Annotated in this window: 21 protein-coding genes and 2 tRNA genes; 10 read left to right on the top strand and 13 right to left on the bottom strand. The window is 66.3% G+C overall.

Annotated features, from left to right (window positions below):
• Positions 1-20 precede the first annotated feature (20 nt).
• Together KIT53_RS02775 and KIT53_RS02770 are read right to left on the bottom strand one after the other, a co-directional pair.
• Entirely contained in the window at positions 21-836 is an 816-nt protein-coding gene (locus KIT53_RS02775) for a TIM barrel protein (protein WP_297747285.1), read from the bottom strand.
• Positions 837-857: 21 nt separating this feature from the next.
• Positions 858-1,691, bottom strand: coding sequence for an IclR family transcriptional regulator (locus tag KIT53_RS02770; RefSeq protein ID WP_297747282.1), 834 nt, complete (start codon positions 1,689-1,691; stop codon positions 858-860).
• 104 nt (positions 1,692-1,795) lie between these two features.
• Here KIT53_RS02770 and KIT53_RS02765 point away from each other — a divergent pair, with 104 nt between their 5' ends.
• From KIT53_RS02765 to KIT53_RS20250, 7 genes are all read left to right on the top strand, one after another.
• Positions 1,796-2,590 carry a shikimate dehydrogenase gene (locus tag KIT53_RS02765; protein WP_297747279.1) on the top strand — a complete coding sequence of 265 codons (795 nt, stop codon included), beginning with the start codon at positions 1,796-1,798 and terminating at the stop codon, positions 2,588-2,590.
• Positions 2,591-2,779: 189 nt separating this feature from the next.
• Positions 2,780-3,793, top strand: a complete 1,014-nt coding sequence (locus tag KIT53_RS02760; protein WP_297747276.1) for a tripartite tricarboxylate transporter substrate binding protein — start codon at positions 2,780-2,782, stop codon at positions 3,791-3,793.
• An 85-nt stretch (positions 3,794-3,878) separates the two neighbouring features.
• Positions 3,879-4,388 (top strand): tripartite tricarboxylate transporter TctB family protein, encoded by a 510-nt coding sequence (locus tag KIT53_RS02755; protein WP_297747273.1) that lies wholly within the window; start codon positions 3,879-3,881, stop codon positions 4,386-4,388.
• Positions 4,385-5,878, top strand: a complete 1,494-nt coding sequence (locus KIT53_RS02750; RefSeq protein WP_297747270.1) for a tripartite tricarboxylate transporter permease — start codon at positions 4,385-4,387, stop codon at positions 5,876-5,878. Before KIT53_RS02755 ends, KIT53_RS02750 begins: the two co-directional genes overlap by 4 nt.
• Before the next feature lie 127 nt (positions 5,879-6,005).
• The gene (locus KIT53_RS02745; RefSeq protein WP_297747267.1) at positions 6,006-6,695 is read left to right on the top strand and encodes a DUF3348 family protein; all 690 of its coding nucleotides are present in this window, start codon (positions 6,006-6,008) and stop codon (positions 6,693-6,695) included.
• A complete protein-coding gene (locus KIT53_RS02740) occupies positions 6,692-8,242 on the top strand; it encodes a DUF802 domain-containing protein (RefSeq protein ID WP_297747264.1) in 1,551 nt (516 codons plus the stop codon). Before KIT53_RS02745 ends, KIT53_RS02740 begins: the two co-directional genes overlap by 4 nt.
• A gap of 263 nt (positions 8,243-8,505) precedes the next feature.
• A complete protein-coding gene (locus tag KIT53_RS20250) occupies positions 8,506-9,150 on the top strand; it encodes a PriCT-2 domain-containing protein (protein ID WP_366521887.1) in 645 nt (214 codons plus the stop codon).
• 74 nt (positions 9,151-9,224) lie between these two features.
• Here KIT53_RS20250 and KIT53_RS02735 read toward each other — a convergent pair whose 3' ends face one another.
• From KIT53_RS02735 to KIT53_RS02700, 8 genes are all read right to left on the bottom strand, one after another.
• Complete coding sequence (locus tag KIT53_RS02735) at positions 9,225-9,572, bottom strand: hypothetical protein (RefSeq protein ID WP_297747262.1); 348 nt, start codon at positions 9,570-9,572, stop codon at positions 9,225-9,227.
• Positions 9,573-9,620: 48 nt separating this feature from the next.
• Positions 9,621-10,262 (bottom strand): hypothetical protein, encoded by a 642-nt coding sequence (locus KIT53_RS02730; protein WP_297747259.1) that lies wholly within the window; start codon positions 10,260-10,262, stop codon positions 9,621-9,623.
• 391 nt (positions 10,263-10,653) lie between these two features.
• Positions 10,654-10,729: transfer RNA gene (locus KIT53_RS02725), tRNA-His, on the bottom strand.
• Positions 10,730-10,762: 33 nt separating this feature from the next.
• Entirely contained in the window at positions 10,763-12,679 is a 1,917-nt protein-coding gene (locus KIT53_RS02720) for a SurA N-terminal domain-containing protein (RefSeq protein ID WP_297747256.1), read from the bottom strand.
• A 91-nt stretch (positions 12,680-12,770) separates the two neighbouring features.
• Positions 12,771-12,846 (bottom strand) — tRNA-Val (locus KIT53_RS02715).
• 26 nt (positions 12,847-12,872) lie between these two features.
• Positions 12,873-13,145: an HU family DNA-binding protein gene (locus tag KIT53_RS02710; protein WP_066158910.1), complete on the bottom strand. Its 273-nt coding sequence runs from the start codon at positions 13,143-13,145 to the stop codon at positions 12,873-12,875.
• A gap of 280 nt (positions 13,146-13,425) precedes the next feature.
• Positions 13,426-14,520, bottom strand: coding sequence for a tartrate dehydrogenase (locus KIT53_RS02705; protein ID WP_297747252.1), 1,095 nt, complete (start codon positions 14,518-14,520; stop codon positions 13,426-13,428).
• The gene (locus KIT53_RS02700; protein WP_297747249.1) at positions 14,517-15,410 is read right to left on the bottom strand and encodes an alpha/beta hydrolase; all 894 of its coding nucleotides are present in this window, start codon (positions 15,408-15,410) and stop codon (positions 14,517-14,519) included. The genes KIT53_RS02705 and KIT53_RS02700 overlap by 4 nt, the downstream gene beginning before the upstream one ends.
• A 65-nt stretch (positions 15,411-15,475) precedes the next feature.
• On the opposite strand from KIT53_RS02700, the gene KIT53_RS02695 reads away from it, so the two are divergent.
• The gene (locus KIT53_RS02695; RefSeq protein WP_297747246.1) at positions 15,476-16,444 is read left to right on the top strand and encodes a LysR family transcriptional regulator; all 969 of its coding nucleotides are present in this window, start codon (positions 15,476-15,478) and stop codon (positions 16,442-16,444) included.
• Here KIT53_RS02695 and KIT53_RS02690 read toward each other — a convergent pair.
• From KIT53_RS02690 to uvrC, 3 genes are read right to left on the bottom strand one after another with little or no spacing between them, the layout of a single operon-like run.
• Positions 16,401-17,297: a DMT family transporter gene (locus tag KIT53_RS02690; RefSeq protein WP_297747243.1), complete on the bottom strand. Its 897-nt coding sequence runs from the start codon at positions 17,295-17,297 to the stop codon at positions 16,401-16,403. The two genes, KIT53_RS02695 and KIT53_RS02690, sit on opposite strands and share 44 nt — an antisense overlap.
• An 8-nt stretch (positions 17,298-17,305) precedes the next feature.
• Positions 17,306-17,875, bottom strand: coding sequence for a CDP-diacylglycerol--glycerol-3-phosphate 3-phosphatidyltransferase (gene pgsA, locus KIT53_RS02685; protein WP_297747240.1), 570 nt, complete (start codon positions 17,873-17,875; stop codon positions 17,306-17,308).
• 50 nt (positions 17,876-17,925) lie between these two features.
• Positions 17,926-19,965, bottom strand: coding sequence for an excinuclease ABC subunit UvrC (gene uvrC, locus KIT53_RS02680; protein ID WP_297747237.1), 2,040 nt, complete (start codon positions 19,963-19,965; stop codon positions 17,926-17,928).
• Between the two features lie 56 nt (positions 19,966-20,021).
• Here uvrC and earP point away from each other — a divergent pair, with 56 nt between their 5' ends.
• Positions 20,022-21,158, top strand: a complete 1,137-nt coding sequence (gene earP, locus KIT53_RS02675; protein ID WP_297747234.1) for an elongation factor P maturation arginine rhamnosyltransferase EarP — start codon at positions 20,022-20,024, stop codon at positions 21,156-21,158.
• A gap of 112 nt (positions 21,159-21,270) precedes the next feature.
• Positions 21,271-21,825: an elongation factor P gene (efp, locus tag KIT53_RS02670; protein ID WP_297747231.1), complete on the top strand. Its 555-nt coding sequence runs from the start codon at positions 21,271-21,273 to the stop codon at positions 21,823-21,825.
• Positions 21,826-21,869: the final 44 nt, after the last annotated feature.

Genomic DNA, 21,869 nt, shown 5'->3' with positions numbered 1-21,869 from the left:
TCTCTTTCTGAGGCAAAAGGTCAGCGGGTGGCTTCGACAAAGGGACGGCTCGCCGCCAGGCACTGGGCAGCCCAGGCGTTGACGTCGGCCGTCTTCTCGCGTTCGAGGTTGATCACTTCCACGCTGATGGGCAGGTCTGCCGGCAAGGCCGCGAACAGGCCATGCAGGTCGATGGTGCCGTCGCCCGGCAACAGGCGTTCGCAACGCGCGGTGTGGATCAATTGCTCGTGGCTGAAGTGGGTGCCGGCCTGCGCGTCGCAGATCTGGGCGTAGTGCAGCAGCTCGCGCGGAATGGCGCGGATGTCGTCCAGCGTGGTGTGGGAGCGCCCGAAGTGCAGCGCATCCACCAGGATGCCTGCGTTGGCGGGCTGGCCGGCGTTGCGGATCACGCGCAGCGCGGCATTGGCGCTGGACACCGCGGTCCAGGGCATGAACTCCAGATCGGCCGTCATCCCATAAGGCTTCATCACCTCGCACAGGCGGGCATAGCTGTCGGTCAGACGCGCCTCGTCGGGATCGTCGCCGGCCACCAGGATCGCCTTGGCGTTCAGCGCGGCACCCGCGTCGTAGAGCGCATCCCAGGTGTGCGGATCAAAGCCTTCGTTGATGCGGATGATCTCCAGGTCGAAAACGCCCACGCCGGTGTCGCGCTGCACCGCCACGGTTTCGCGCAGAGCTTCGGCATCTCCCAGCAGATGCTGCTGCGGAGCCCCGGGGGCGTTGGGCCACAGACGCAAGCCCACATAGGCATAGCCCTGGGCAGCGCCTACGCGCAGGGCTTCGGCGGGCGTGCAACGGTGAGCCCCGAGATAGGCGAGTGAATAGATTCGTGTCATGGGTTGCTGTGGTGGTAGAAGTCAGGGGGCATAGATCGGCCGGCGCCCCGCTGGGGCATCGGCGCCGCCGGTCTCTGCAGTGAGGTTGAAGAAAGGTGATGCACCGCTGATGGCGGCGAGCTGAGCGGCAACCGACAAGAGCTCGGGACCGAACTCCTGCATGCGCTGCGGCGTGAATCGCACGGTCGGGCCGGCGATGGTGATGACGCCCATGGCCGCCTGCCCGGCGAAGCGCACCGGTGCCGAGATGGCCGACAGGCCCAGCCCGTAGGTGTCCACCGTCAGGCTGTAGCCGCGTTCACGCGTCGCCCGGACGGCCTCCATCACAGCCTGCAGCGAGGTCGGCGCGTCGGGGCCGAAATCTTCAGGTGCGCCCAGGCCTTGCCGAGCCAACAAAGCCAGCGCCACGTCATCGCTCAAGGTGGACAGCCAAGCCCAGCCCGACGAGGAACACGAGAGCTGGGCATCGATGCCCATGTCGGGGTCGTACCGCAGGCCCTGGCGCGCTCCTTGCGCGCGCGCCACCCAGGTCAGGCGTTCGCCATCGACCACGGAAAGCCTCACCAGCTCACCGGAAGCTTCGGCCAACTGGTTGAGCAGTGGCTGGGCCACATCCACAATGCCACTCTGGCTCAGGTAGGACAGGCCCATGCTCACCAGCCGCGTGGTCAGCATGTAGTCGCCACGCCCCCGTGCCTGGCGCACATAGCCCAGCCGCACCAGGTCGGCCAGCAGCCGGTGGGCGGCGCTGCGGGGCATGCCCAGCCGGTCGGCCAGCACAGCCAACTCCATGCCTTCTCCGTACCGCGACAGCAGTTCCAGAATGCCCAGGGTCCGTTCGAGTACGCCACTCATGGGCGAGCAGTCTATCTATTTTCAGAACAAAATTCAATAGTTGAACCGAATTCCAGTTTTAATTAAGATCGCCGCCACTTCAACCTCGGCCTACGCCAGCAGCCATGCTCGACCATCTCAACGGCGCCACCCGCATCCACTACATCGTCGGCGATCCGATCGCCCAGGTGAAATCCCCTTCCGACGTCACACGCGCATTGGTCGCCCAAGGCCGCAATGCGCTGGTGGTCCCGGCCCATGTCGCACCCGCCCAGTTGCGGGCCTGGGTGGCAGGCGTCTCGCTGGCACAGAACGTGGACAGCATCATCGTCACCGTGCCCCACAAGTTCGCCTGTTTCGACCTCTGCTCCTCCACCACGGAACACGCGGCCTTCCTGCGCGCCGTCAACACCATGCGCCGCGGCCCCGACGGCGGCTGGCATGGCGACATGGGCGACGGGCCAGGCATGCTGCGAGCGCTGCAGGACAAGGGCTACGAGCCCAAAGGCAAGTCCGCCCTGCTGGCGGGCGCGGGCGGCGCCGGATCCGCCATCGCGCACTCACTGGCGCTGGCTGGCGTGAGCCGCTTGGCCATCCACGACACCGATGCCCAGCGCCGGCAGGCGCTGGTGGAACGGCTGGCCGCGCTGGGCCTGTGCCCGGTCACGCACGGCAGTGCCGATCCGACCGGGTTCGACCTTGTGGTCAACGCCACCACCGCGGGCATGCAGGCTGACGACCCCTACCCCATCGACGTGACGCGCCTGCAGCCGGGCACCATGGCGGCCTGCGCCATCACCGCGCCACCGGTTTCTCCTTTCCTGGTGGCGGCACGCGAGCGCGGCTGCGCCAGCGTCACTGGCGGTGAGATGTTCGGGCGCGTCAAGGAGCTCATCGTCGAATTCCTCCTGGGCCGTTGAGACAGAACTCAGTATTAACCCTAGTTACAACCGATAAACGATCAAATTCGATCGATTATCGATCGGCAAGTGTTCGTCCGCCATGGACCGTCGAATAGGCAGCTTCTACATTGGCAACCACTCGCGACACATCCACTTCACCCGCCCCGAAGCCCTGATGAAGGGCTTGATCACCAAGGAGACAACACCATGCTGAAACAACGACGCCAATTCATGGGCGCGGCCGCCGCAGCGCTGGCCGCCGCCACCCTGGGCACCCCGGCCCTCGCCCAGAACTACCCCGAGCGCGACGTGACCGCCATCATTCAATGGGGCGCCGGAGGCGGCACCGACGTGGCGATGCGCGGCTACGCGCCGTATGCGGAGGAAGCCCTGGGCCGCAAGATCGTGCTGCAGAACCGCCCCGGCGCGGCCGGCGCCATCGGCGCCAACTTCGTCCTCCAGCAGCCGGCCGACGGCTACACGCTGCTCATGGGCGCCGAACCGCAGGCGCTGTTCCGCGTGATGGGCATGGCGGACTTTGACTACGACCGCTTCTATCCCATCAACATCGCGGCCATCGCGAACACCATCTTTGTGGTCACGCGTCCGGACTCGCCCTTCAACACCATGCAAGACCTGCTCAGCCATGTGCAGGCCAACCCCAAGAAGCTCAAGCAGTACATGGCTGGCCAGGGCACGACGCCTTTCACCGTGAACACCATGGTGAGCAGCCTGACCAAGTTCGAAACCATCCCCGTACCTTTCGATGGCGACGGCCCTGCCATCGCTGCCCTGCAAGGCGGCCACATCGACTTCGGCTTCATCGCATCGGGAGCGGTGATCGAACACGTGCGCGCCGGCCGCCTCAAGGCTCTGGGCGTGCTGGACAACAAGCCCTACCAAGGCATTCCGCCCATGACCGACGCACCGTCGCTGCGCGGCCTGCCCAAGTACCTGCCATGGGGCCCCTGGTACGGCGTGTTCGTGCGCAAGGAAACCCCCGAGCCCGTAAAGGCGCGTCTGGTGGCCGCCTTCAAGAAGGCCGGGGACAACCCGCAGTACCGCAAACTGATGGAAGGCCGGGGCACCACCATGCTCAACATCGGCGGCGCCGAGGCCGAGGCCTTTATCCGCAAATGGCAGTCGACCACCGCATGGCTGTACCAGGGTGCCGGCACCGCCAAGGTCGATCCGGCCACGCTGGGCATTCCCAAGCCCTGAGCAGCGCCCGGCCATTCATGCCGGGAGCGGCCCGGACCTTCTGGCAGGTCCGGGCTGTCATCCGCACCCTTCTAGGAGATCCGCGATGCATACCAGCCACCCGCGACTGGCGGGCGAACTCACCTTCATGATTCTGCTGGTCCTGGCCAGCCTGTTCCTGCTCTGGACGGCTTACCACATCTCCAGCTTCGACTCGCTGGCCGCACCGGGCAGCTTCCCCACCGTGTGCGCCCTCGCCATGGCGGTCACCGGCATCATCAATCTGGTGACCACCGCCCGCGCCCGCCTGCAGCTGGACAACGGCGAGAGCGTGGGGCAACAGTTCGCGCGCAAGGTCACGCCACTGCAGCTCGTGCTGTTCACCGTGCTCATCGTGCTCTACATGCTGGGCATGGAAGTCGTGGGTTTCCTGGTGGCTTCCTACCTCTTCCTGGTCGCCTCCATGTTTCTGCTCGGCAGCCGCCGCGTGGTGCTCAACCTGCTGGTCAGCCTTCTGGTGCTGGCCGCCATCTTCGTCGTCTTCCGCACCGCCTTCTCGGTGGTGCTGCCCGCCGGCAGCCTGGTCGGCCCCTACCTACCGGAGTTGCTGAAATGATGGAAGCCCTCGGTTATTTCCTGATGTCCTGGCTGGACGTCAAATTGCTGCTGCTCACCGCGCTGGGCACCTTCGCCGGCATCTACATCGGCGCCATCCCGGGCCTGTCCGTCACCATGGCGGTGTCCATCCTGATTTCCTTCACCTTCAAGTGGGAAGTCAACCAGGCGCTGGCGCTCATCTCAGGCATCTTCCTGGGGGGCGTGTACGGCGGTTCGCGCAGCGCCATCCTGCTCAACATCCCCGGCGCGCCAGCGGCCATCGCCACCGGTCTGGATGGCTACCCGCTGGCCAAGCGTGGCGAAGCCGGCCAGGCCATCGGGCTGACCACCGTGGTGTCGGTCTATGGCGGCTTCATCGGCATCCTGGCGCTGGCCCTGGCCGCACCCGCCGTGTCTGAACTGGCGCTCAAGTTCGGGCCGCGCGAATATCTGCTGCTGGCCATCTGGGGCATTCTGTTGGTCGGCAGCCTGTCAGGGGAATCGCTCTCCAAGGGCATCTTTGCCGGCGCCCTGGGCGCGCTGATATCGTGCGTGGGCCTGGACCCCATGACCGGCGAGCAGCGCCTGACCTTCGGTAACCTGCAGATGTCGGCCGGCATTTCCTACGTAGCGGCCATGATCGGCTTCTTCGGCGTCTCCGAGGTCATTGCACAACTGCACACCCTCAAGGCCGCGGTGGTGAAGCAGAACGTCAGCAAGATCATCCCGTCCTGGGCCCTGGTGCGCAAACACCTGCCGCTGGCCACGCGCACCTCGGGCATTGGCGTGGTGGTCGGCGCCTTGCCCGGCGCGGGTGGTGACATCGCCGCACTGATGGCCTACGACCACGCCAAGCGCACGGTGAAGAATCCTTCACGCCCCTTCGGCGAAGGTGCCTACGAAGGCCTGGTGGCCCCGGAATCGGCCAACAACGCGGCCGTGGGCGGCGCCTACGTGCCCATGCTCACGCTGGGCATCCCGGGTGACGCCGTCACCGCCGTGATCATCGGCGCCTTGTACATCCATGGCCTCAAGCCCGGCCCCATGCTGATGATCGAGACGCCGCACCTGTTCTGGTTCATCGTGGGCTCGCTCACGCTGGCCAACATCTTCCTGCTGATCTTCGGGCTCTCCGGGATCAAGCTCTTCGCCAAGATCGTGGAGACGCCCAAACCGGTGCTGCTGCCCCTGATCCTGGTGCTCTCGGCCGTGGGCGCCTACGCCATCAACAACAACCCGGTGGACGTCTACTGGATGCTTGGCTTCGGCGTGCTGGGCTATTTCCTGAAGATGTACGGTTTCCAGGTCGGTCCCGTGGTGCTGGGCATGATCCTCGGACCGCTGATGGACCGCAGCTACCGCCAGGCCATGATCGCCACCGGCGAGGACGTCGGCGTGTTCTTCACCGAGTTCTTCACCACGCCGCTGTCGGCCATCATCCTGGCTGCGCTGGTCTTCACCCTGGTCAGCCAGACCGGCTGGTACAAGCGCCTGCGCCACAAGGCCTGAGCCCCCTGGGCCGGCCCGGTCCCGGATCGTTTCTAATTGGCGGTTGGCGCGCACCCAGGACAACGGGGGCGCGGCCAGACACGAAGAACGATACCGGGACCCGCCCCACTGGGGCGACAGCACGCATTTGCCACGTCAATCGAACCGACCGGACCTGATCCGCCTGCTGGCCGAACCAGGTGCCGACGCAGACGCCCACACCACCGAGGAGGTCGCGCAACGCCTGAGCGAATGGCTTGGCGTGCCCGATGCCATCCGCCTGCATGCCGCCCACCAGACCCGTGCGGCGGCGGCACCCGCGCGGCGCCGAGCCAGCGCACCACAGCCGGCCGACGAGGCATGCCGACGGCTGCGCGCCACGCTGGCACAGGCCATCGCAGGCCAAAACCCGCTGCGGGCCACGGGCACATCCGCCGACGACGCCGACGGTGCCTATGCGCTGCTGCACCAGCGCCACCTGGAACTGCAGCGGCAGATGGAATTGCGCGTCGACGCACTGCGCGACCACCTGCGCCAGACCTTGTCCCAAACCTCCCCGCCGCTGGCGCGGCTGGCCCTGCTCGACACCCTGCTCAACGAGGCCCTGGGCGTGCGCGAACAGCGCCTCTTTGGCGCCTTGCCGCAGTTGCTGGAGCGACGCTTCGCCCTGCGCCAGCAACAGGCCCGGCAGACCGACGATGGCCCGCCACGGGAGGGTTGGCTCGCGGACTTCGTCAAGGAATGGCAGGCGGTGCTGCTGGCCGAACTCGACGCCCGCCTGCAACCCGTCGTGGGGCTTGTCGAAGCCCTGCGCAACCACACTGGAACGCACGCATGAAGATGAACCACCCCATCCTGATACTGGCCTTCGCCATCGGCCTGGCCACCGTGGCCTGGGTCTGCTGGTCGGCCACCAGCGCGCTGGCCGTGGCCATGACCCTGGTCATCGGCGCGGTGTACCTGTTCGGTGCCCTGGAGGTCCGGCGCTTTCGCACGGACACCGCCGCCTTCACCCGCGCACTGGCCAACGTACCCCAACCCCTGGAGGATGTGCAGGCCTGGCTGAACACCCTTCCCGCCTCGCTGCGGCAGACGGTGCGCCTGCGCCTGGAGGGTGAACGCGCCGCCCTGCCCGCGCTGGCGCTCACCCCGTATCTGGTCGGCCTGCTGGTGATGCTGGGCATGCTGGGTACGTTTCTCGGGATGGTGGTCACCTTCCAGGGCGCGGTGCTGGCGCTGGAGAGCTCTGCCGACCTGGCGGCCATGCGCGCGGCGCTGTCCGCGCCCATCAAAGGCCTGGGGCTGTCCTTCGGCACCTCGGTCGCGGGCGTCGCCTCCTCCGCCATGCTGGGCCTCATGGCCGCCATCAGCCGCCGCGAGCGCCTGGCGGCCACCCGCACGCTGGAGTCCCACCTGGCGACCGCTCTGCACCCGTTCTCCCACGCCCACCAGCGGCAGGCCGCCTACGAAGCCCTGCAGCAACAGGCGCGTACGCTGCCCGCCGTGGTGGACAGCCTGCAGGCGCTGGTCGAGCGCATGGACCAGCGCAGCGAGCAGCAGCACACGCAGATGCTGGAACGCCAGAACCTGTTTCACCAGGACGTGGGCCAGGCCTACAACCGGTTGGCCCAGTCGGTGCAGACCTCCCTGCAAGACACGCTGGTGGCCAGCGCACGCGCCGCCAGCGAAAGCCTCAAGCCGGTGGTGGAAACCGCCATGAACCGCGTGGCCCAGGACACGACGCAACTGCATGAACGCACCGTCAACGCGCTGCAGACCCAGCTTGACGGCCTCTGTGCCCGCTGGGCAGAGACGGCCCACGCCACCGCCGAAGGCTGGCGCGGCCACCTGCAGCAGCAGACGCAGGCCCAGCAGACGCTCGTGCAGGAACTGGAACACGCGCTGGAAGCGTTCAGCGGTCGTTTCGAACAACACGCCACCCATTGGCTGACCGACACCCGGGAGGCGCTCGCACAGAGCGCGCAGCAGGCCGCGCAAGCCCACCGCGAGCAGGCCGGGCAGACGCTGGAGCGCATGGCACGCCTGCAGGCCGGCGTCGAAGAGCTGGCCCGATCGCGCATCGAGGCCGAAAGCCGATGGATCTCCAGCCACGACCAGCGTCTCGACGAGATCGCCGCGCTCTGGCGCAACGGCCTGGCGGAACTGCGCAACGACGAAGCCCTGCGCGGACAGGCCGCGGTGGACCGCCTCTCCAGCCTGCAGGCCGAGGTGGCCCAACACCTGGCCGACCTCGGCACCGCGCTGGAAGCCCCCCTCGACCGGCTGCTGCGCACGGCGGCCGAAGTCCCCGAGGCCGCGGCCGGCGTGATCAGCCAGCCGCTCCCGCATCTCGCGGGTGCTGAAGGAGTTCTTCCCTCACACTGACGCGCGCCGCATGGCAACCGTCAGCACTGTTCAACATCCGGGGGACGCCGCTAGGCAAATCCTGCCGTATGGGTTCGTTCAGTCGCCGCTGTTGGCTTCGCTCGCACTACACAAAAGCGCGCTCGGAAAGTACCTTGACGAACTGCACAGCGACAAGCGGTTTGTCGTGACTGTCTACGTGGACGACATCATCATCTCGGGTATGCCTTGCCGGTTTCGTTCGCGCGCGTATCGAGCCGCTGCGCCGTCGCACAAACTCGCCCGTGGTGTCGCACTCGGCGGCACGCGTCGGGATAGCCGCTGCAGACTGGAACGACCTGCGCAGTGCGCTTAGTGCCATACCCCCATCATGCTCCCGAGATGAGTGGGTCCGCACTGGATTCGCGTTGAAGGCCCAAGGCGAAGCATCCGGACAGGCAGAAAGAGCCCATGAGATGTGGCGCGCCTGGAGCGCTGGCGATCCGACCAAGTACCCCGGCGACAAGGCAGTCGCACAGCAATGGGGCAGCTTCCAAAGTGACAAAGAGAACGCCGTGGGTCCAGCGTCAATTTTTCATCTGGCGCAGCGCTACGGTTGGACTCGGCCACAGCTTGACGTTTCGGAGATGTTCACCGCCAGCGCCGCAGCGCCGTCGAATGAACCACCCCCGCATGCAATGTCGATCGTCTTCGCCGATGCCCTTCCTGAGGCTTTCCAGCCGCCTGATGAACTCATCCAAGGACTGCTACCCTGGCAACCTTTTCCCCGTTTTGCAGTTCGACAGGGCAACCGCCGTGGGTTCTGCAGGGGTCTAGTCATGTGCAATCGGTGCATTCATGTGCATGCACTGTGCGCACAAAGGGCAAACAAGTGTGCGTGCAGTGCACCACCCTATAGGGGGTGCACACATGCACATGCCCAGCACTAGGGTTTCATCAAACCCAATGGGTTGCACCCTCCCACAGTCGTGACAGAACTACCATGCGCGCGCGAGGGAGCGAGTCAGCGGCACGAGTTGCGAGCCAGAATCCACATAGGTTCTGCGGTGACTTGCCTCATCGCATCGTTGACCGCTGCCCCCGTCTCTGTAGCCTTAATCTGGGCAGCCCTGGCCTGCGACACGTACACGCGCCGCGAGCAGTCAAGCTGCTCCCACAGTGCGAGTTTCGATTCGACGCGCCCGCCGAAGCTGTTGACCGTCTGCGTCTGCTTCTCGCGCAAACCCGCGTCGAAGGACTGAATCCATTCGGGGTCAGAAGCGGTGGCAAAGGGTGCAGGCACGAGGCTACTCGTCGATGCGCACCCGGCAGCCAACAGTCCGGCGAGCGCGGCCCCCAGAGACTTAACCATGTCGAATCTCCTGAATGTTGCAATGCATCCGAGGCTCTCGCGCGACGATCACTTCTGAATGGTCACCTGAGGCAGAGTGCACGTCAATATGTGCTGGGCGAGCCTGGAAAAGTGCACATCGAGACTCTTCGCCACATCGCGCTCGCCCGGTAACGCGAGCCAAAGCTGTGGAATAGCTGACCTACCTACACCTCCCGTTGCGACGAGCGCAGCGATGTCGTCATAGAAATCCTTTTCGAGGATCGTCGCAGTGAGGAACACCCACTGCATTGAGGGAGCTATCCGTGACTCTTTTTGCTTGGTGAGGAACAGCAGCGACTCGCGGACACTGTTTGCATGGAGCTTCGCACTTCTGAGAGCGTATTCGTGCGAGGACCTGGCTCGAACGTGTCGGGCCACATCCGCGTTCAACTCTACGTTCAACCATTCATCTTCACGCGGCGAGAGGGATGCGATGGCTTGCTCCAGAGCAGTGAATTCGTCCAGCAACTCTCGTGCAAGCTTGCCCGGGTCATCGTGAAGCTTCAGTGTCGGCAGTTTTGAATAGTGACATAGCGCAGGCTGAATGGTCTGCCCTAAAGCACTGCTCATCGCCAAAATGTAAATCGTCGCCGCCCAAACTAGCGGTCGGAACGTTGCAGCGTTGGTGGCGCTGCTTCGCCTCTGGGGGTGCGAGGTGGGAGACTTCATTTGGCGCCGCAGTAGATGCGGAATGATTCAGTTATTTTTTAGAATTTTCAGGCCCACTGGGTCTGGTAATTCAAATTTTTTTGCAGGACCGGCGCGCTACCTCCTGCTCGACTCCGTTACGCGCCGGCTGGGGCGGTGCCCCCCCTCTCTTCGATTCTGCCGGATCGAAGCAACCCCGGGCATCGGGAAATCTTTTCTTGTGCGGCGTGGCAGTGTGCGCTTGGGCGTCTCAGGCCTGGGCAGATGCGCGAACACATCACCTGCGCACCACGAGCCAGCACCCATGCCTCGAAGCACCCTGAACCGGCGCGTCTGCCTACAGATTGCCTACAAGCAGCACCAAAAGAAAAAGCCTGCTACCGATTCGATAGCAGGCTTTCCAGTGTTGGTATGGGGTGGCTGATGGGGCTCGAACCCACGACAACAGGAATCACAATCCTGGACTCTACCAACTGAGCTACAGCCACCGCAAGCTCGCCATTATAGCGTGGTGTTTGCGCTCAGCGCAGGGGCGTTGCCGGCTCGGGCACGAGGATGCGCACCTTGAAGCGTTGCTTGAGTGACTCGAGGTAGGCCTCGTTCTCGGCTGCGGTCCACCACTGGTTGTACTGCTGCACTTCCTGCGCGAGCTGTTGTGCGTTGCGCGTGTCGCGGGGCAGCACCTTGTCGATCTTGATGACGGCGTAGCCCTGGTCACCCAGGCTCACGCCGGTCCAGGCGGGCAAGCCCTTGGGATCGGCGCTCAGCGCGGCGCTCAGCATCTCCTGCGTCAGGCCCTGCGGGTTCTCACGCGACGCCACGACGGCCGCGGCCAGGCCTGCATCGCCACCGTTACCGGCCTTCCAGGCCTCCAGGCGCTTCTCCCCCTCGACGCGGGCGAGCTCGGCCGAACGCTGCACCACCAGGCGCTCGCGCACCTGCTCGCGCACTTCGGCCAGCGGCAGGGTGCGTGCCGCGGCATGCTGCACCACACGGGCGGCGGTGAGTTGGCCAGAGCCGGTGTCGATGGCTTCGGTGTTGCGCTTCTTGTCGATGGCTTCGTCCGAGAACAGGGCCTCCAGCAGGCGCGGGCTGGCCAGAGGGCCCTGGGCACCGGGTTGAGGCTGGCGCTGCACGCCCTTGGCGGTGCGGATGGTGAGCTTGAGGCGGTCGGTTGCGGGTTGCAGGCTGTCGGCCTGTTCATAGACCAGGTTGCTGAAGGTGTCGGCCGCTTCGGCGAACTGGCGCTGCGCTTGCTGCTTGCGCAGGTCGCCTTCGATCTGTGCGCGCACCGACTCGAAGCTGCGCGGCGGCGGGCTCTTGATGTCGTTGAGCTGGATGATGTGGAAACCGAAGTCGCTCTCGACGAGGTCGGATATCTGGCCTTTGCTCATGGAGAACACCGCGTCCTCGAAAGGCTTGACCATGGCGCCGCGGCCGAAATAGTCCAGATCACCGCCATTGGCCGCGGAGCTCGGGTCCTGCGACTCGGCCTTCGCGACCTCGGCAAAGGTGCCCGGGGTCTTGCGCACTTTCTCCAGCAGGGCCTGCGCGCGCTGGCGCACGGTGTCCTTCTGTTCCGGCGTGGCACCGGAAGGCACGGTCAGCAGGATGTGGCTGGCACGGCGCTCCTCGTTGCCGGAGAGCCGGCCCACGTTCTGGTCGTAGTAGGCGCGCAGGTCGGCTTCGTTGACGGTCACGTTCTTTTCCAGAGCGGCCGCATCGAGCACCAGGTACTCGATGTCCATCTGCTCGGGGGCCTGGAAGCTCGCCGTGTGGGCGTTGTAGTAGGACTCGATCTCCGCGTCGGTGGGTTTGACCTGGGCGGCAAAGTCGCGCGCGGCGAACTGCGCCACGCGCACCTCGCGGCGTTCGAAGAAGGCGTTGAGAGACAGGTTGGCCAGTGCCGTCGGCGCGAAACCCGAGGCCAGCAGCCCCATGGAGACCTGGCGCTGCGAAAGATCGGCGCGCACGCCGGCCTCGAAACCCTCGGGCGACAGGCCCTGGCGGGCGAGCAGGGCGCGGTAGGCCTCGACGTCCAGCGAACCGTCGGGACGCCGCAAGGTCGCAATCACCTCGTTCTGTTGCAGCTCACGGGCCAGGCGCTCATTGCTGGTGTAGAGGTGGAAGTTCTGAGCCGCGGCGGCCAGCAGGCGTTCACGCACCAGCCGCTCCAGCGTCGCATAGCGCGCAGCCTCTCCGTCCAGCAGCGCCGCGTCGATGGTGGGCATGGCCTGGCGCAGGCGTTGCGACTCCTGCTGGTGGGCCTGATCCCATTCGGCCTTCTTGATGTCCTTGCCGTCCACCGTGGCCACCGCCACGGAACCTTCGTTGAAGCGGGTATAGCCTTCGATGCCGAACAGCAGGAAGGATGGGATGACCAGGATCGCCAGGAAGCCCATGAGGTACTTCTTGTGATTGCGGATGGAATCGAACATGCGTGAACCCTGCTACTGACGAAACCGGCGGCACGAGGCGCTGCCAGTGGAGACAACAAAAAAGGCGAACCCGGGTTCGCCTTTTCGATGGTGGTGGGTGCTGACGGGGTCGAACCGCCGACCTACGCCTTGTAAGGGCGCCGCTCTACCAACTGAGCTAAGCACCCCATCGGTACATCATCCGGTGACGGCCTCAGTTCAGAGCATCCTTGAGGGCCTTGCCGGGGCGGAACTTCGGAACCTTGGCGGCCTTGATTTTAATCTCGGCGCCGGTGCGGGGGTTGCGGCCCTTGCGAGCGGGGCGCTTGGTCACGGCAAACGAGCCAAAGCCAACCAGCGAAACGGTGCCGCCCTTCTTCAGCGTGGTCCGGATCGCGGTGATGGTGGAATCCAGTGCACGCGTCGCGGCCGCCTTGGAAATATCGGCGTGCTTGGCAATGTGTTCGACGAGTTCTGTTTTGTTCACAAATAGCCCCTCATGAAATGGAATGAATGTTTCGTGATATCGGGTTTTTCCGAGGGCGGCGGGCAGGCCGTGGGCAAAAACCGGATCGCTCTGAACCGAAGGACGCGGCCCACACAGTGAGTGACTCGCGCTGAGTGATTAGACCCACTGGGCACGACCCCTGTCAATACGTCGCAGGTCGCGTCCAGCCTAGGCGGAACAAGAGGCGAGATTCTAGACGCTTTCATTTCCCGCTCCGCCCGCGGCTACAAAATGTCGCAATGCCGTGGCGCGCGCCAGCTCAGGTGGCCACGGCCTGGGCAATGGCGCGCCCGACATCCGACGTGCCCGCGGAGCCTCCGAGGTCCGCCGTGCGCGGTGCACCGCTGCCGGGCTGCAACACCGCTTCGATGGCACGCATCACGGTGTCGTGCGCGTCCCGGTGGCCGAGGAAATCCAGCATCATCGCGCCGCACCAGATCTGTCCTATGGGATTGGCGATGCCCTTGCCGGCGATGTCCGGCGCCGAACCATGCACAGGCTCAAACAGCGATGGATGCATGCGCGTGGGGTTGAGGTTGGCGCTGGGTGCGATGCCGATGGTGCCGGTACAAGCGGGTCCCAGGTCGCTGAGGATGTCGCCAAAGAGGTTGCTGCCCACCACCACATCGAAGAAGTCGGGGCGCTGCACGAAGTGCGCGGTGAGGATGTCGATGTGGAACTTGTCGACCCGCACGTCCGGGTAGTCCTTGGCGATCTCTGCCACGCGCTCGTCCCAGTAGGGCATGGTGATGGCGATGCCGTTGGACTTGGTGGCGCTGGTCAGGTGCTTCTTCGGGCGCGAGCGCGCGGTTTCAAAGGCGTAGCGCAGCACGCGGTCCACGCCGACGCGGGACATCACGGTTTCCTGCAGCACGATCTCGCGTTCGGTGCCGATGAACATGCGTCCGCCCACGCTGGAGTACTCGCCTTCGGTGTTCTCGCGCACGATGACCATGTCGATCTCGCCGGGCACGCGAGGGCTGCCGTCGCGCCGCACCACGGGCGCGGTGACGCCGGGCATGAGGCGTGCAGGCCGCACGTTGACGTACTGGTCGAACTCGCGGCGAAACAGCAGCAGTGAGCCCCAGAGCGAGACATGGTCGGGCACCTTGTCGGGCCAGCCCACTGCGCCAAAGTAGATGGCGTCGTGGCCGCCGATCTGCTCCTTCCAGTTGTCGGGCAGCATCTTGCCGTGACGCTCGAAGTAGTCGCAGCTGGAGAAATCGAAGTGATCGAATTGCAGGTCGAGGCCATGCTTCGAGGCGGCGGCCTCCAGCACGCGCAGGCCCTCGGGCATGACTTCGGTGCCGATGCCGTCCCCGGCGATGACGGCAATGCGGTGCTTGTGGCTCATGGTGACTCCTGGAAAGTGGACAAAAAGGACAAGGCTTCCTGCAACAGGTGCCGCGGCGATTCCTCGGCGATGTAATGGCCGCAGGGCAGGCTCTGGCCCGACACCTGGCTGGCGCGCTCACGCCAGAGAGCCAGCACGTCAAAACAGCGCGCGACGGTGCCGTGCTCCCCCCACAGGACGCGCAGCGGTTGTGCCAGCACGCGACCGGCAGCAACGTCGGCCCGGTCGTGATCGAGGTCGATGCTGGCGCTGGCACGGTAGTCCTCGCAGATCGACGCGGCCGTGCCCGGGATGGCCGCGCAACGGGCGTATTCGGCCAGCGCGGCGGCGTCGAAGGCATCCAGGCCCGCGTGGCGGCTGCCCATCACGCTGCGCACGTAGCGCGCGGGGTCGGACTCGATCAGCACCTCGGGCAAGGGCGGTGGCTGGATCAGGAAGAACCAGTGCCAGTAGGCACGGGCAAAGGCCTCGCCGGTGTGTGCGTACATGGCCAGCGTGGGCGCGATGTCCAGCAGCATGAGACGCCGCACGGCAGCGGCATGGTCCATCGCAAGGCGGTGCGCAACACGGGCGCCACGGTCATGGGCGAGCACGTCGAAACGGGAAAAACCGTATGCAGCCATGACAGCCAGCGCGTCGAGCGCCATCTCGCGCTTGCTGTAGGCGGCGTGCGCCGCGTCGGACGCCGGGCGCGCCGAATCGCCGTAGCCACGCAGGTCCATCAGCACCACGGTGAAGTGCCGCGCGAGTTCGGGAGCGACCCGGTGCCACATGGCCATGCTCTGTGGGTGCCCATGCAAGAGCAGCAGCGGCGGCCCTCCTCCCCCCGCGCGGGTATGCAGCGCCACGCCATCGCGGTGCACGGTGAGAGGCTGGAAGTCGTTCAGCATGGGCGCCAGCATAGCGGCACATGCGGCAATAATTCGTCAATGGATTGCTTCCTTGAAAGAAACAATTGGACCGCCCTGACCTGGAACTTGTGATTGCCGTGCGCCAACACGGCAGCCTTGTGATGGCCGCACGCGCCTTGCGCGTCACGCCATCGGCTGTCACCAAAAGGTTGGCGGCGCTGGAGGCCAGCCTGGGGCTGCGCCTGTTTCAGCGCACCACGCGGCGCGTGAGCCCCACTGCCGAAGGCGAGGTGCTGTGCGAACGGGCGGTGCATCTGCTGCACGCGTTCGACGAGGTACAGGCCGAGCTGCGCGAGCGGCAAGCCGAACCGGCGGGTCCGGTGCGCCTGGCCGCCACCTTCGGTTTCGGCCGGCTCTGGGTCGGCCCGGCGTTGGCGGCGTTCCAGGCACGCCATCCGGGCATCCGCATCCAGTTGCAGCTCACCGAACAATTGCCCGACCTCGCGGTGCAAGGTTTCGATGGCGCCATCTGGCTCTGGAATGCACCGCGCGAGCGCGCGGCCGAGTGGGTGTCGCGCAAACTCGCGGCCAACCAGCGCGTGCTGGTGGCCGCCCCGGGCTATCTGGAGCGGCATGGAACACCCCGTGGCCTGCAAGACCTGGCGATGCATGCCTGTCTGGTGGTGCGGGAGAACGACGGAGGACCGGACCAGCGCTTCGATCACTGGCGCTTGCGCCGAACGGCCGATGCCCAGGTCACGCACGTTCCGGTCAGCGGCCCGCTGTCCAGCAACTCCGGTGAACTCGTGCGCGACTGGTGCCTTGAGGGCCGCGGCATCATGCTGCGCAGCCTGTGGGACATTGCGCCCCATCTGGCGAGCGGAGACCTGGTCCGCGTGCTGCCCGCCTACGCCATGCCAGATGCCGATGTGCACTGGCTCGCACCCTATCAGCCGCGCGTCCCGCGACGCATCCGCCTGTTGGTGGACTTTCTGGCAGAGCGTTTCCGCGGGGAACCGTGGAAGCGCTTCAGCGCGCCGACCGCACCACGAGGCTCACGCCGAACGCAGTGAGCGCCGTGCCGGCAATGGTGGCGGTCGTGATGGGTTCGGAAAACAACACCCAGGCGATCAATGCCGTGCAGGGCGGCACCAGGTACATCAGGCTCGTCACCGAGGCCGCCGCGCCACGCTGGATCAGCATGTAGAGCAGCGAACTGCCACCCAAGGTGAGGCCGAGCACGGACCAGGCCATCGCACCGATGAGCTCGCCATTCCAATGCATGGCTTCGGCCTCCAGCAAGGTCAGCGGCAAGGTGACCAGCAGCGCCGCCATGAGTTGCACCGCGTTGGCGGTGCGCACGTCGCAGGGAGCAACGAAGCGCTTCTGGTACAGCGTGCCCACCGTGATGGCCATCAGCGCCATCACCGCGAACGACAGGTTGAGCCAGTTGGCCTGGTCGCCCGGCCCGCCCGCGCCGAACTTGCGCGAGACCACGAGCACCAGGCCGGCGAACCCCAGCACCAGACCCAGCCACTGGCGGCGCGAAACGCGTGAGCCGGTGCCCGACAACCAGATCGCGGTGAGCACCGGCTGCAGACCGACGATGAGCGCGGAGAGACCCGACCCCATGCCGGCCTTGACCGCCGCCCACACGCCGCCCAGGTAGCCCGCATGCATGAGCACGCCCGTCACCGCGAGGTGCCACCACTGCGCGCGGCTGGCTGGCCATTTCACCCCGGCCAGGACGATCCAGGGCAGGAAGCAGAGGATGGACAGCGCATAACGCACCGCGAGGAACTTCATGGGTGGCGCGTGCGGCATGCCGTAGCGGGCAACGATGAAGCCCGTGCTCCAGATCAGCACGAACACCCAGGGCATGGCGCGCAGCCAGGCGTTGTCTTGCGGGGAGGCGGCCTGGTTCATGGCCGGGCTCAGCGTGCGCGTGCGCGGATCTCGGGCAGCGCCTTCTGCAGGTAATAGACCATGGACCACACGGTCAGCACGGCGGCGGCCCAGATCAGCCAGGTGCCCCAGAGGTGCGTGTCGATCACGCCCAGCACCCGGCCGTCGTAGAGCAGGAAGGGAATCGCGACCATCTGCACCGAGGTCTTGACCTTGCCAAGCATGTGGACCGCCACGCTCTTGGTCGCGCCGATGATGGCCATCCATTCGCGCAGCGAGGAAATGGCGATCTCGCGGCCGATGATGATGAGCGCGACGAACACGTCGGCCCGCTCCAGGTGCACCAGCACCAGCAGGCTGGCACAGACCAGGAACTTGTCGGCCACGGGGTCCAGGAAAGCGCCAAAGGCCGAGGTCTGGTTGAGCCGGCGCGCCAGGTACCCGTCGGCCCAGTCGGTCAGCGCGAAGACGATGAACATCGCCGTGGCGATGAGGTTCTGCCGAGCCGGGCTCACACCTTCCAGGTAGAACACACCCACGATCAGCGGAATGGCCACGATGCGGGCCCAGGTGAGCAGGGTGGGAAGGTTGAAGAACATGATGCCCTGGATTATGCGTTGCCCCGCGCGGCCCCGGCGCCTGCGGGGAATCAGTGCAGCGCGCGGTAGATGGCGTCGGCCAGGTCGGCCGAGATGCCCTCGACCGTGGCCAGGTCTTCGACGCTGGCGGCGGCCACGCCGCGCACGCCGCCAAAGCGTTGCAGGAGGCGCGCACGCTTCTTGGGGCCCACACCGGGAATGTCCTCCAGCCGGCTGCCGCCGGTGCGCACCTTGGCCCGCTGGGCGCGCATGCCGGTGATGGCGAACCGGTGCGCCTCGTCGCGGATCTGGGCGACCAGCATCAGGGCCGCCGAATCGTGCCCCAGGTAGACCTTGTCGCGGCCGTCGGCGAACACCAGTTCCTCCAGGCCGACCTTGCGGCCCTCGCCCTTTTCCACGCCCACAAGGATGGAAAGGTCCAGTCCCAGTTGCCCGAACACCTCGCGCGCCACCGTCACCTGGCCTTTGCCACCGTCGATGAGCACCAGGTCGGGCATGCGTGGACCGCCGGTGGATTCGGCCGTGGGTTCCGGCAGCGGTTCGTCCGCCGCATCGGCGCTCTGCGGCTCCGGCGCCGCCGCCTGGGGCTCCAAGGCGTCCTGCTCGCGCATCGCCTCGGCGATGCGGCCGTAGCGGCGCAGCAGCACCTGGCGCATGGCGGCGTAATCGTCGCCCGGCGTGATGCCTTCGATACGGTAGCGGCGGTACTGGCTGTTCTGCATCTTGTGGCCTTCGAACACCACGCAGGAGGCCTGGGTGGACTCGCCCGCCGTGTGCGAAATGTCGAAGCACTCGATGCGCAGCGCATCGAGCTGGTCATCGGGCAGATTCAGCGCATCGGCCAGCGCGCGCGTACGCGCCTGCTGCGAGCCCTCCTCGGCCAGCAAGCGGGCCAGTGCGATCTCGGCGTTCTTCTGCGCCATCTCCAGCCAGATGCGGCGGTGCTCGCGCGGCTGGTGCACGGCATGCACCCGGGCGCCGGTCTGCGTGGTCAATGCCTCGAGCAGCGCTTTGCCCACCGGATGGCTGGTCACCAGCGTGTGCGGCATGGCCACGCCCAGGTAGTGCTGGGCAATGAAGGCTTCAAGTACCTGCACCGCGACACGCTCGGCGGGATCCACCACCACAGCCTCTTCGGCCAGTGCGTGGTCGATCGCGGTGGCGTCCTCGACGTGTGCCGGAAAGTATGGGCGGTCGCCCAGGTGCCGCCCGCCCCGGACCATGGCCAGGTTCACGCAGGCGCGCCCGCCGTGCACCTTGACGGCCAGCACGTCCACGTCTTTGTCGGAGACGTTGTCCACCGCCTGCTGGTGCAGCACGCGCGAGAGCGCGGTGATCTGGTTGCGCAGTTCGGCCGCCTGCTCGAACGCCAGTTTTTCGGCGTGGGCCATCATGCGCTGCTCCAGGCCGGCCAGCACCGCCTGCGTCTCGCCGCGCAGGAAAGCCTCGGCGTCGGCCACGTCGCGCGCATAGGCCTCGCTGTCGATCAGGTCCACGCAGGGCCCGCTGCAGCGCTTGATCTGGTAGAGCAGGCAAGGGCGCGTGCGGTTGGCGAACACGGTGTCCTCACAGGTGCGCAGGCGAAACACCTTCTGCAGCAGCGTGATGGACTCCTTCACCGCCCAGGCGCTGGGGTAAGGGCCGTAGTAGCTGTGGCGGCGGTCCACCACGCCACGGTAATAAGCCATGCGCGGGAAGGCCTGCGCGGGCGTGGGCACGCGTGCCGCGCCCGCGCGTCCTCCACCCTCGCGCGTGCCGGTGATCTTCAGGTAGGGATAGCTCTTGTCGTCACGGAACAGGATGTTGAACCGCGGGTTGAGCGTCTTGATGAGGTTGTTTTCCAGCAGCAGCGCCTCGGCCTCGGAGCGCACCACCGTGGTCTCCATGCGCGCGATCTTGCCCACCATGTGGCCTATCCGCGTGCCATCGTGGTTCTTCTGGAAGTAGCTCGCCACACGCTTCTTGAGGTTGCGCGCCTTGCCCACATAGAGCAGTTGCCCCTGGGCGTCGAAGTACCGGTACACGCCGGGCAGCGCGGGCAGGGCCGCCACTTCGCTGAGCAACTGGTCGGAGTGAGGGCTGTCGGACATGGGAGCGTATTGTGGCCCGGGCACGTCCGTGCGGGTTTGCGGCAAGATCGCACCCCATGCAAGAGTCCGCCCGCGCACCCGACCACCCCGCCCCCATCCGGCCGTGGGACGTGTTCTGCCACGTGGTGGACAACCTCGGCGACATCGGCGTGTGCTGGCGGCTCTGCGCCGACCTGGCCCGGCGAGGCCAGCAGGTCCGGCTCTGGATCGACCAGCCCGAGCCGCTGCGCTGGATGGCGCCGGGCGCTCTGGAAGGCGACGTGGCGGGCGTGCAGGTGCTGCGCTGGCGCGCGCCGCTGACCGCCGCGCAACTGGCACTGCCACCGGCGGGCGTCTGGATCGAGGCCTTCGGCTGTGAACTGCCGACCGAGTTCGTGCACAGCGACGTGGCACGCCGCACCGGACCGCCGCCGCGCTGGATCAACCTGGAATACCTGAGCGCGGAACCTTACGTCGAACGCTCGCACCTGCTGCCGTCGCCGGTCATGAGCGGTCCGGCACGCGGACGCACCAAGGTCTTCTTCTACCCAGGCTTCACTGGCCGTACCGGCGGCCTGCTCCGCGAGGCCGACCTGGCCAGCCGCCAGGCCGGCTTCAACGCCCACACCTGGCGCGAGCGGATGGGGCTGGCCGACGGCTCGCCACCCGGCGCGCGCTGGGTCAGCCTGTTCTGCTACGAACCCGCCGCCCTTCCCTCCGTACTGGCGCAGGCCGGCCAGGCCGACAGGCCCAGCGAATGGCTGGTCACGCCAGGCCGTGCCTGGCAGGCGGTGCAGGTCGCACAGGCCGGGCAGGCAGCGCCCGGCCCAGCCTGCCGGCTGCACGCCCTGCCCGCCCTGACCCAGCACGACTTCGACCACCTGCTGTGGGCCTGCGACCTGAATTTCGTGCGTGGGGAAGACTCGCTGGTGCGCGCACTCTGGGCCGGACAGCCGTTCGTGTGGCACATCTACCCCCAGCACGACGACGCCCACCACGCCAAGCTGGCGGCCTTTCTGGACTGGCTGGAGGCGCCCGCTTCCCTGAGGGCCTTCCACCTCGCCTGGAACGCCATCGGCACGGCCCGGGCGCACTGGCCTGCGGACGAGACCCTGGCCGATTGGCGCGACTGCACGCTGCGCGCGCGCGCACGCCTGCTGGGGCAGCAGGACCTCGTCAGCCAGTTGCTGGGATGGGTCGCAGAAAGCCCGTAAAATCACGGGTTTTGCGAAATGCCGGTCCCCAGTGCCCGGCCCGTGGGCTGGACAGCAGGCTCACCCTTCGCTCCAGCCCGAACCCGCTGCGGTTCCAACCATTGCTCACACCATGAAAATCGCTCAAGAAATCCGCGCCGGCAACGTGATCATGCACGGCAAGGACCCCATGATCGTCCTGCGCACCGAATACAGCCGTGGAGGCCGCGGCGCTGCCACCGTGCGCATGAAGCTCAAGGGCCTGCTCGGCAACATCGGCACCGAAGTGGTGTTCAAGGCCGACGACAAGATGGACCAGATCATCCTGGACCACAAGGAGTGCACCTACTCCTACTTCGCCGACCCGATGTACGTGTTCATGGACGCCGACTACAACCAGTACGAAGTCGAGGCCGAGAACATGGGCGACGCCCTGAACTACCTCGAAGACAACATGGCCGTCGAAGTCGTGTTCTACGAAGGCAAGGCCATCTCGGTCGAACTGCCGACCAGCGTGGAACGCGAGATTTCCTGGACCGAGCCGGCCGTCAAGGGCGACACCTCGGGCAAGGTGCTCAAGCCCGCCAAGATCGCCACCGGCTTCGAGGTCGCGGTGCCGCTGTTCGTCTCCCAGGGCGATCGCATCGAGATCGACACCCGCACGGGCGAGTACCGCAAGCGCGTCTGAGGCGCCGCACACACCAGGCATGAAAAAAGGCTCCCGTGGGAGCC

It is taken from the genome of Hydrogenophaga sp., assembly GCF_026125785.1.
Lineage (GTDB): Bacteria > Pseudomonadota > Gammaproteobacteria > Burkholderiales > Burkholderiaceae_C > Hydrogenophaga.
Note: the sequence above shows the minus strand (reverse complement) of the source record. Positions and strands in the feature narration are given on the sequence as shown.

Coding starts and splice junctions, on each gene's coding strand:
- KIT53_RS02775 (WP_297747285.1), bottom strand. CDS start 836: ATGACACGAATCTATTCACTCGCCTATCTCGGGGCTCACCGTTGCACG.
- KIT53_RS02770 (WP_297747282.1), bottom strand. CDS start 1,691: ATGAGTGGCGTACTCGAACGGACCCTGGGCATTCTGGAACTGCTGTCG.
- KIT53_RS02765 (WP_297747279.1), top strand. CDS start 1,796: ATGCTCGACCATCTCAACGGCGCCACCCGCATCCACTACATCGTCGGC.
- KIT53_RS02760 (WP_297747276.1), top strand. CDS start 2,780: ATGCTGAAACAACGACGCCAATTCATGGGCGCGGCCGCCGCAGCGCTG.
- KIT53_RS02755 (WP_297747273.1), top strand. CDS start 3,879: ATGCATACCAGCCACCCGCGACTGGCGGGCGAACTCACCTTCATGATT.
- KIT53_RS02750 (WP_297747270.1), top strand. CDS start 4,385: ATGATGGAAGCCCTCGGTTATTTCCTGATGTCCTGGCTGGACGTCAAA.
- KIT53_RS02740 (WP_297747264.1), top strand. CDS start 6,692: ATGAAGATGAACCACCCCATCCTGATACTGGCCTTCGCCATCGGCCTG.
- KIT53_RS02735 (WP_297747262.1), bottom strand. CDS start 9,572: ATGGTTAAGTCTCTGGGGGCCGCGCTCGCCGGACTGTTGGCTGCCGGG.
- KIT53_RS02730 (WP_297747259.1), bottom strand. CDS start 10,262: ATGAAGTCTCCCACCTCGCACCCCCAGAGGCGAAGCAGCGCCACCAAC.
- KIT53_RS02720 (WP_297747256.1), bottom strand. CDS start 12,679: ATGTTCGATTCCATCCGCAATCACAAGAAGTACCTCATGGGCTTCCTG.
- KIT53_RS02705 (WP_297747252.1), bottom strand. CDS start 14,520: ATGAGCCACAAGCACCGCATTGCCGTCATCGCCGGGGACGGCATCGGC.
- KIT53_RS02700 (WP_297747249.1), bottom strand. CDS start 15,410: ATGCTGAACGACTTCCAGCCTCTCACCGTGCACCGCGATGGCGTGGCG.
- KIT53_RS02690 (WP_297747243.1), bottom strand. CDS start 17,297: ATGAACCAGGCCGCCTCCCCGCAAGACAACGCCTGGCTGCGCGCCATG.
- pgsA (WP_297747240.1), bottom strand. CDS start 17,875: ATGTTCTTCAACCTTCCCACCCTGCTCACCTGGGCCCGCATCGTGGCC.
- uvrC (WP_297747237.1), bottom strand. CDS start 19,965: ATGTCCGACAGCCCTCACTCCGACCAGTTGCTCAGCGAAGTGGCGGCC.
- earP (WP_297747234.1), top strand. CDS start 20,022: ATGCAAGAGTCCGCCCGCGCACCCGACCACCCCGCCCCCATCCGGCCG.
- efp (WP_297747231.1), top strand. CDS start 21,271: ATGAAAATCGCTCAAGAAATCCGCGCCGGCAACGTGATCATGCACGGC.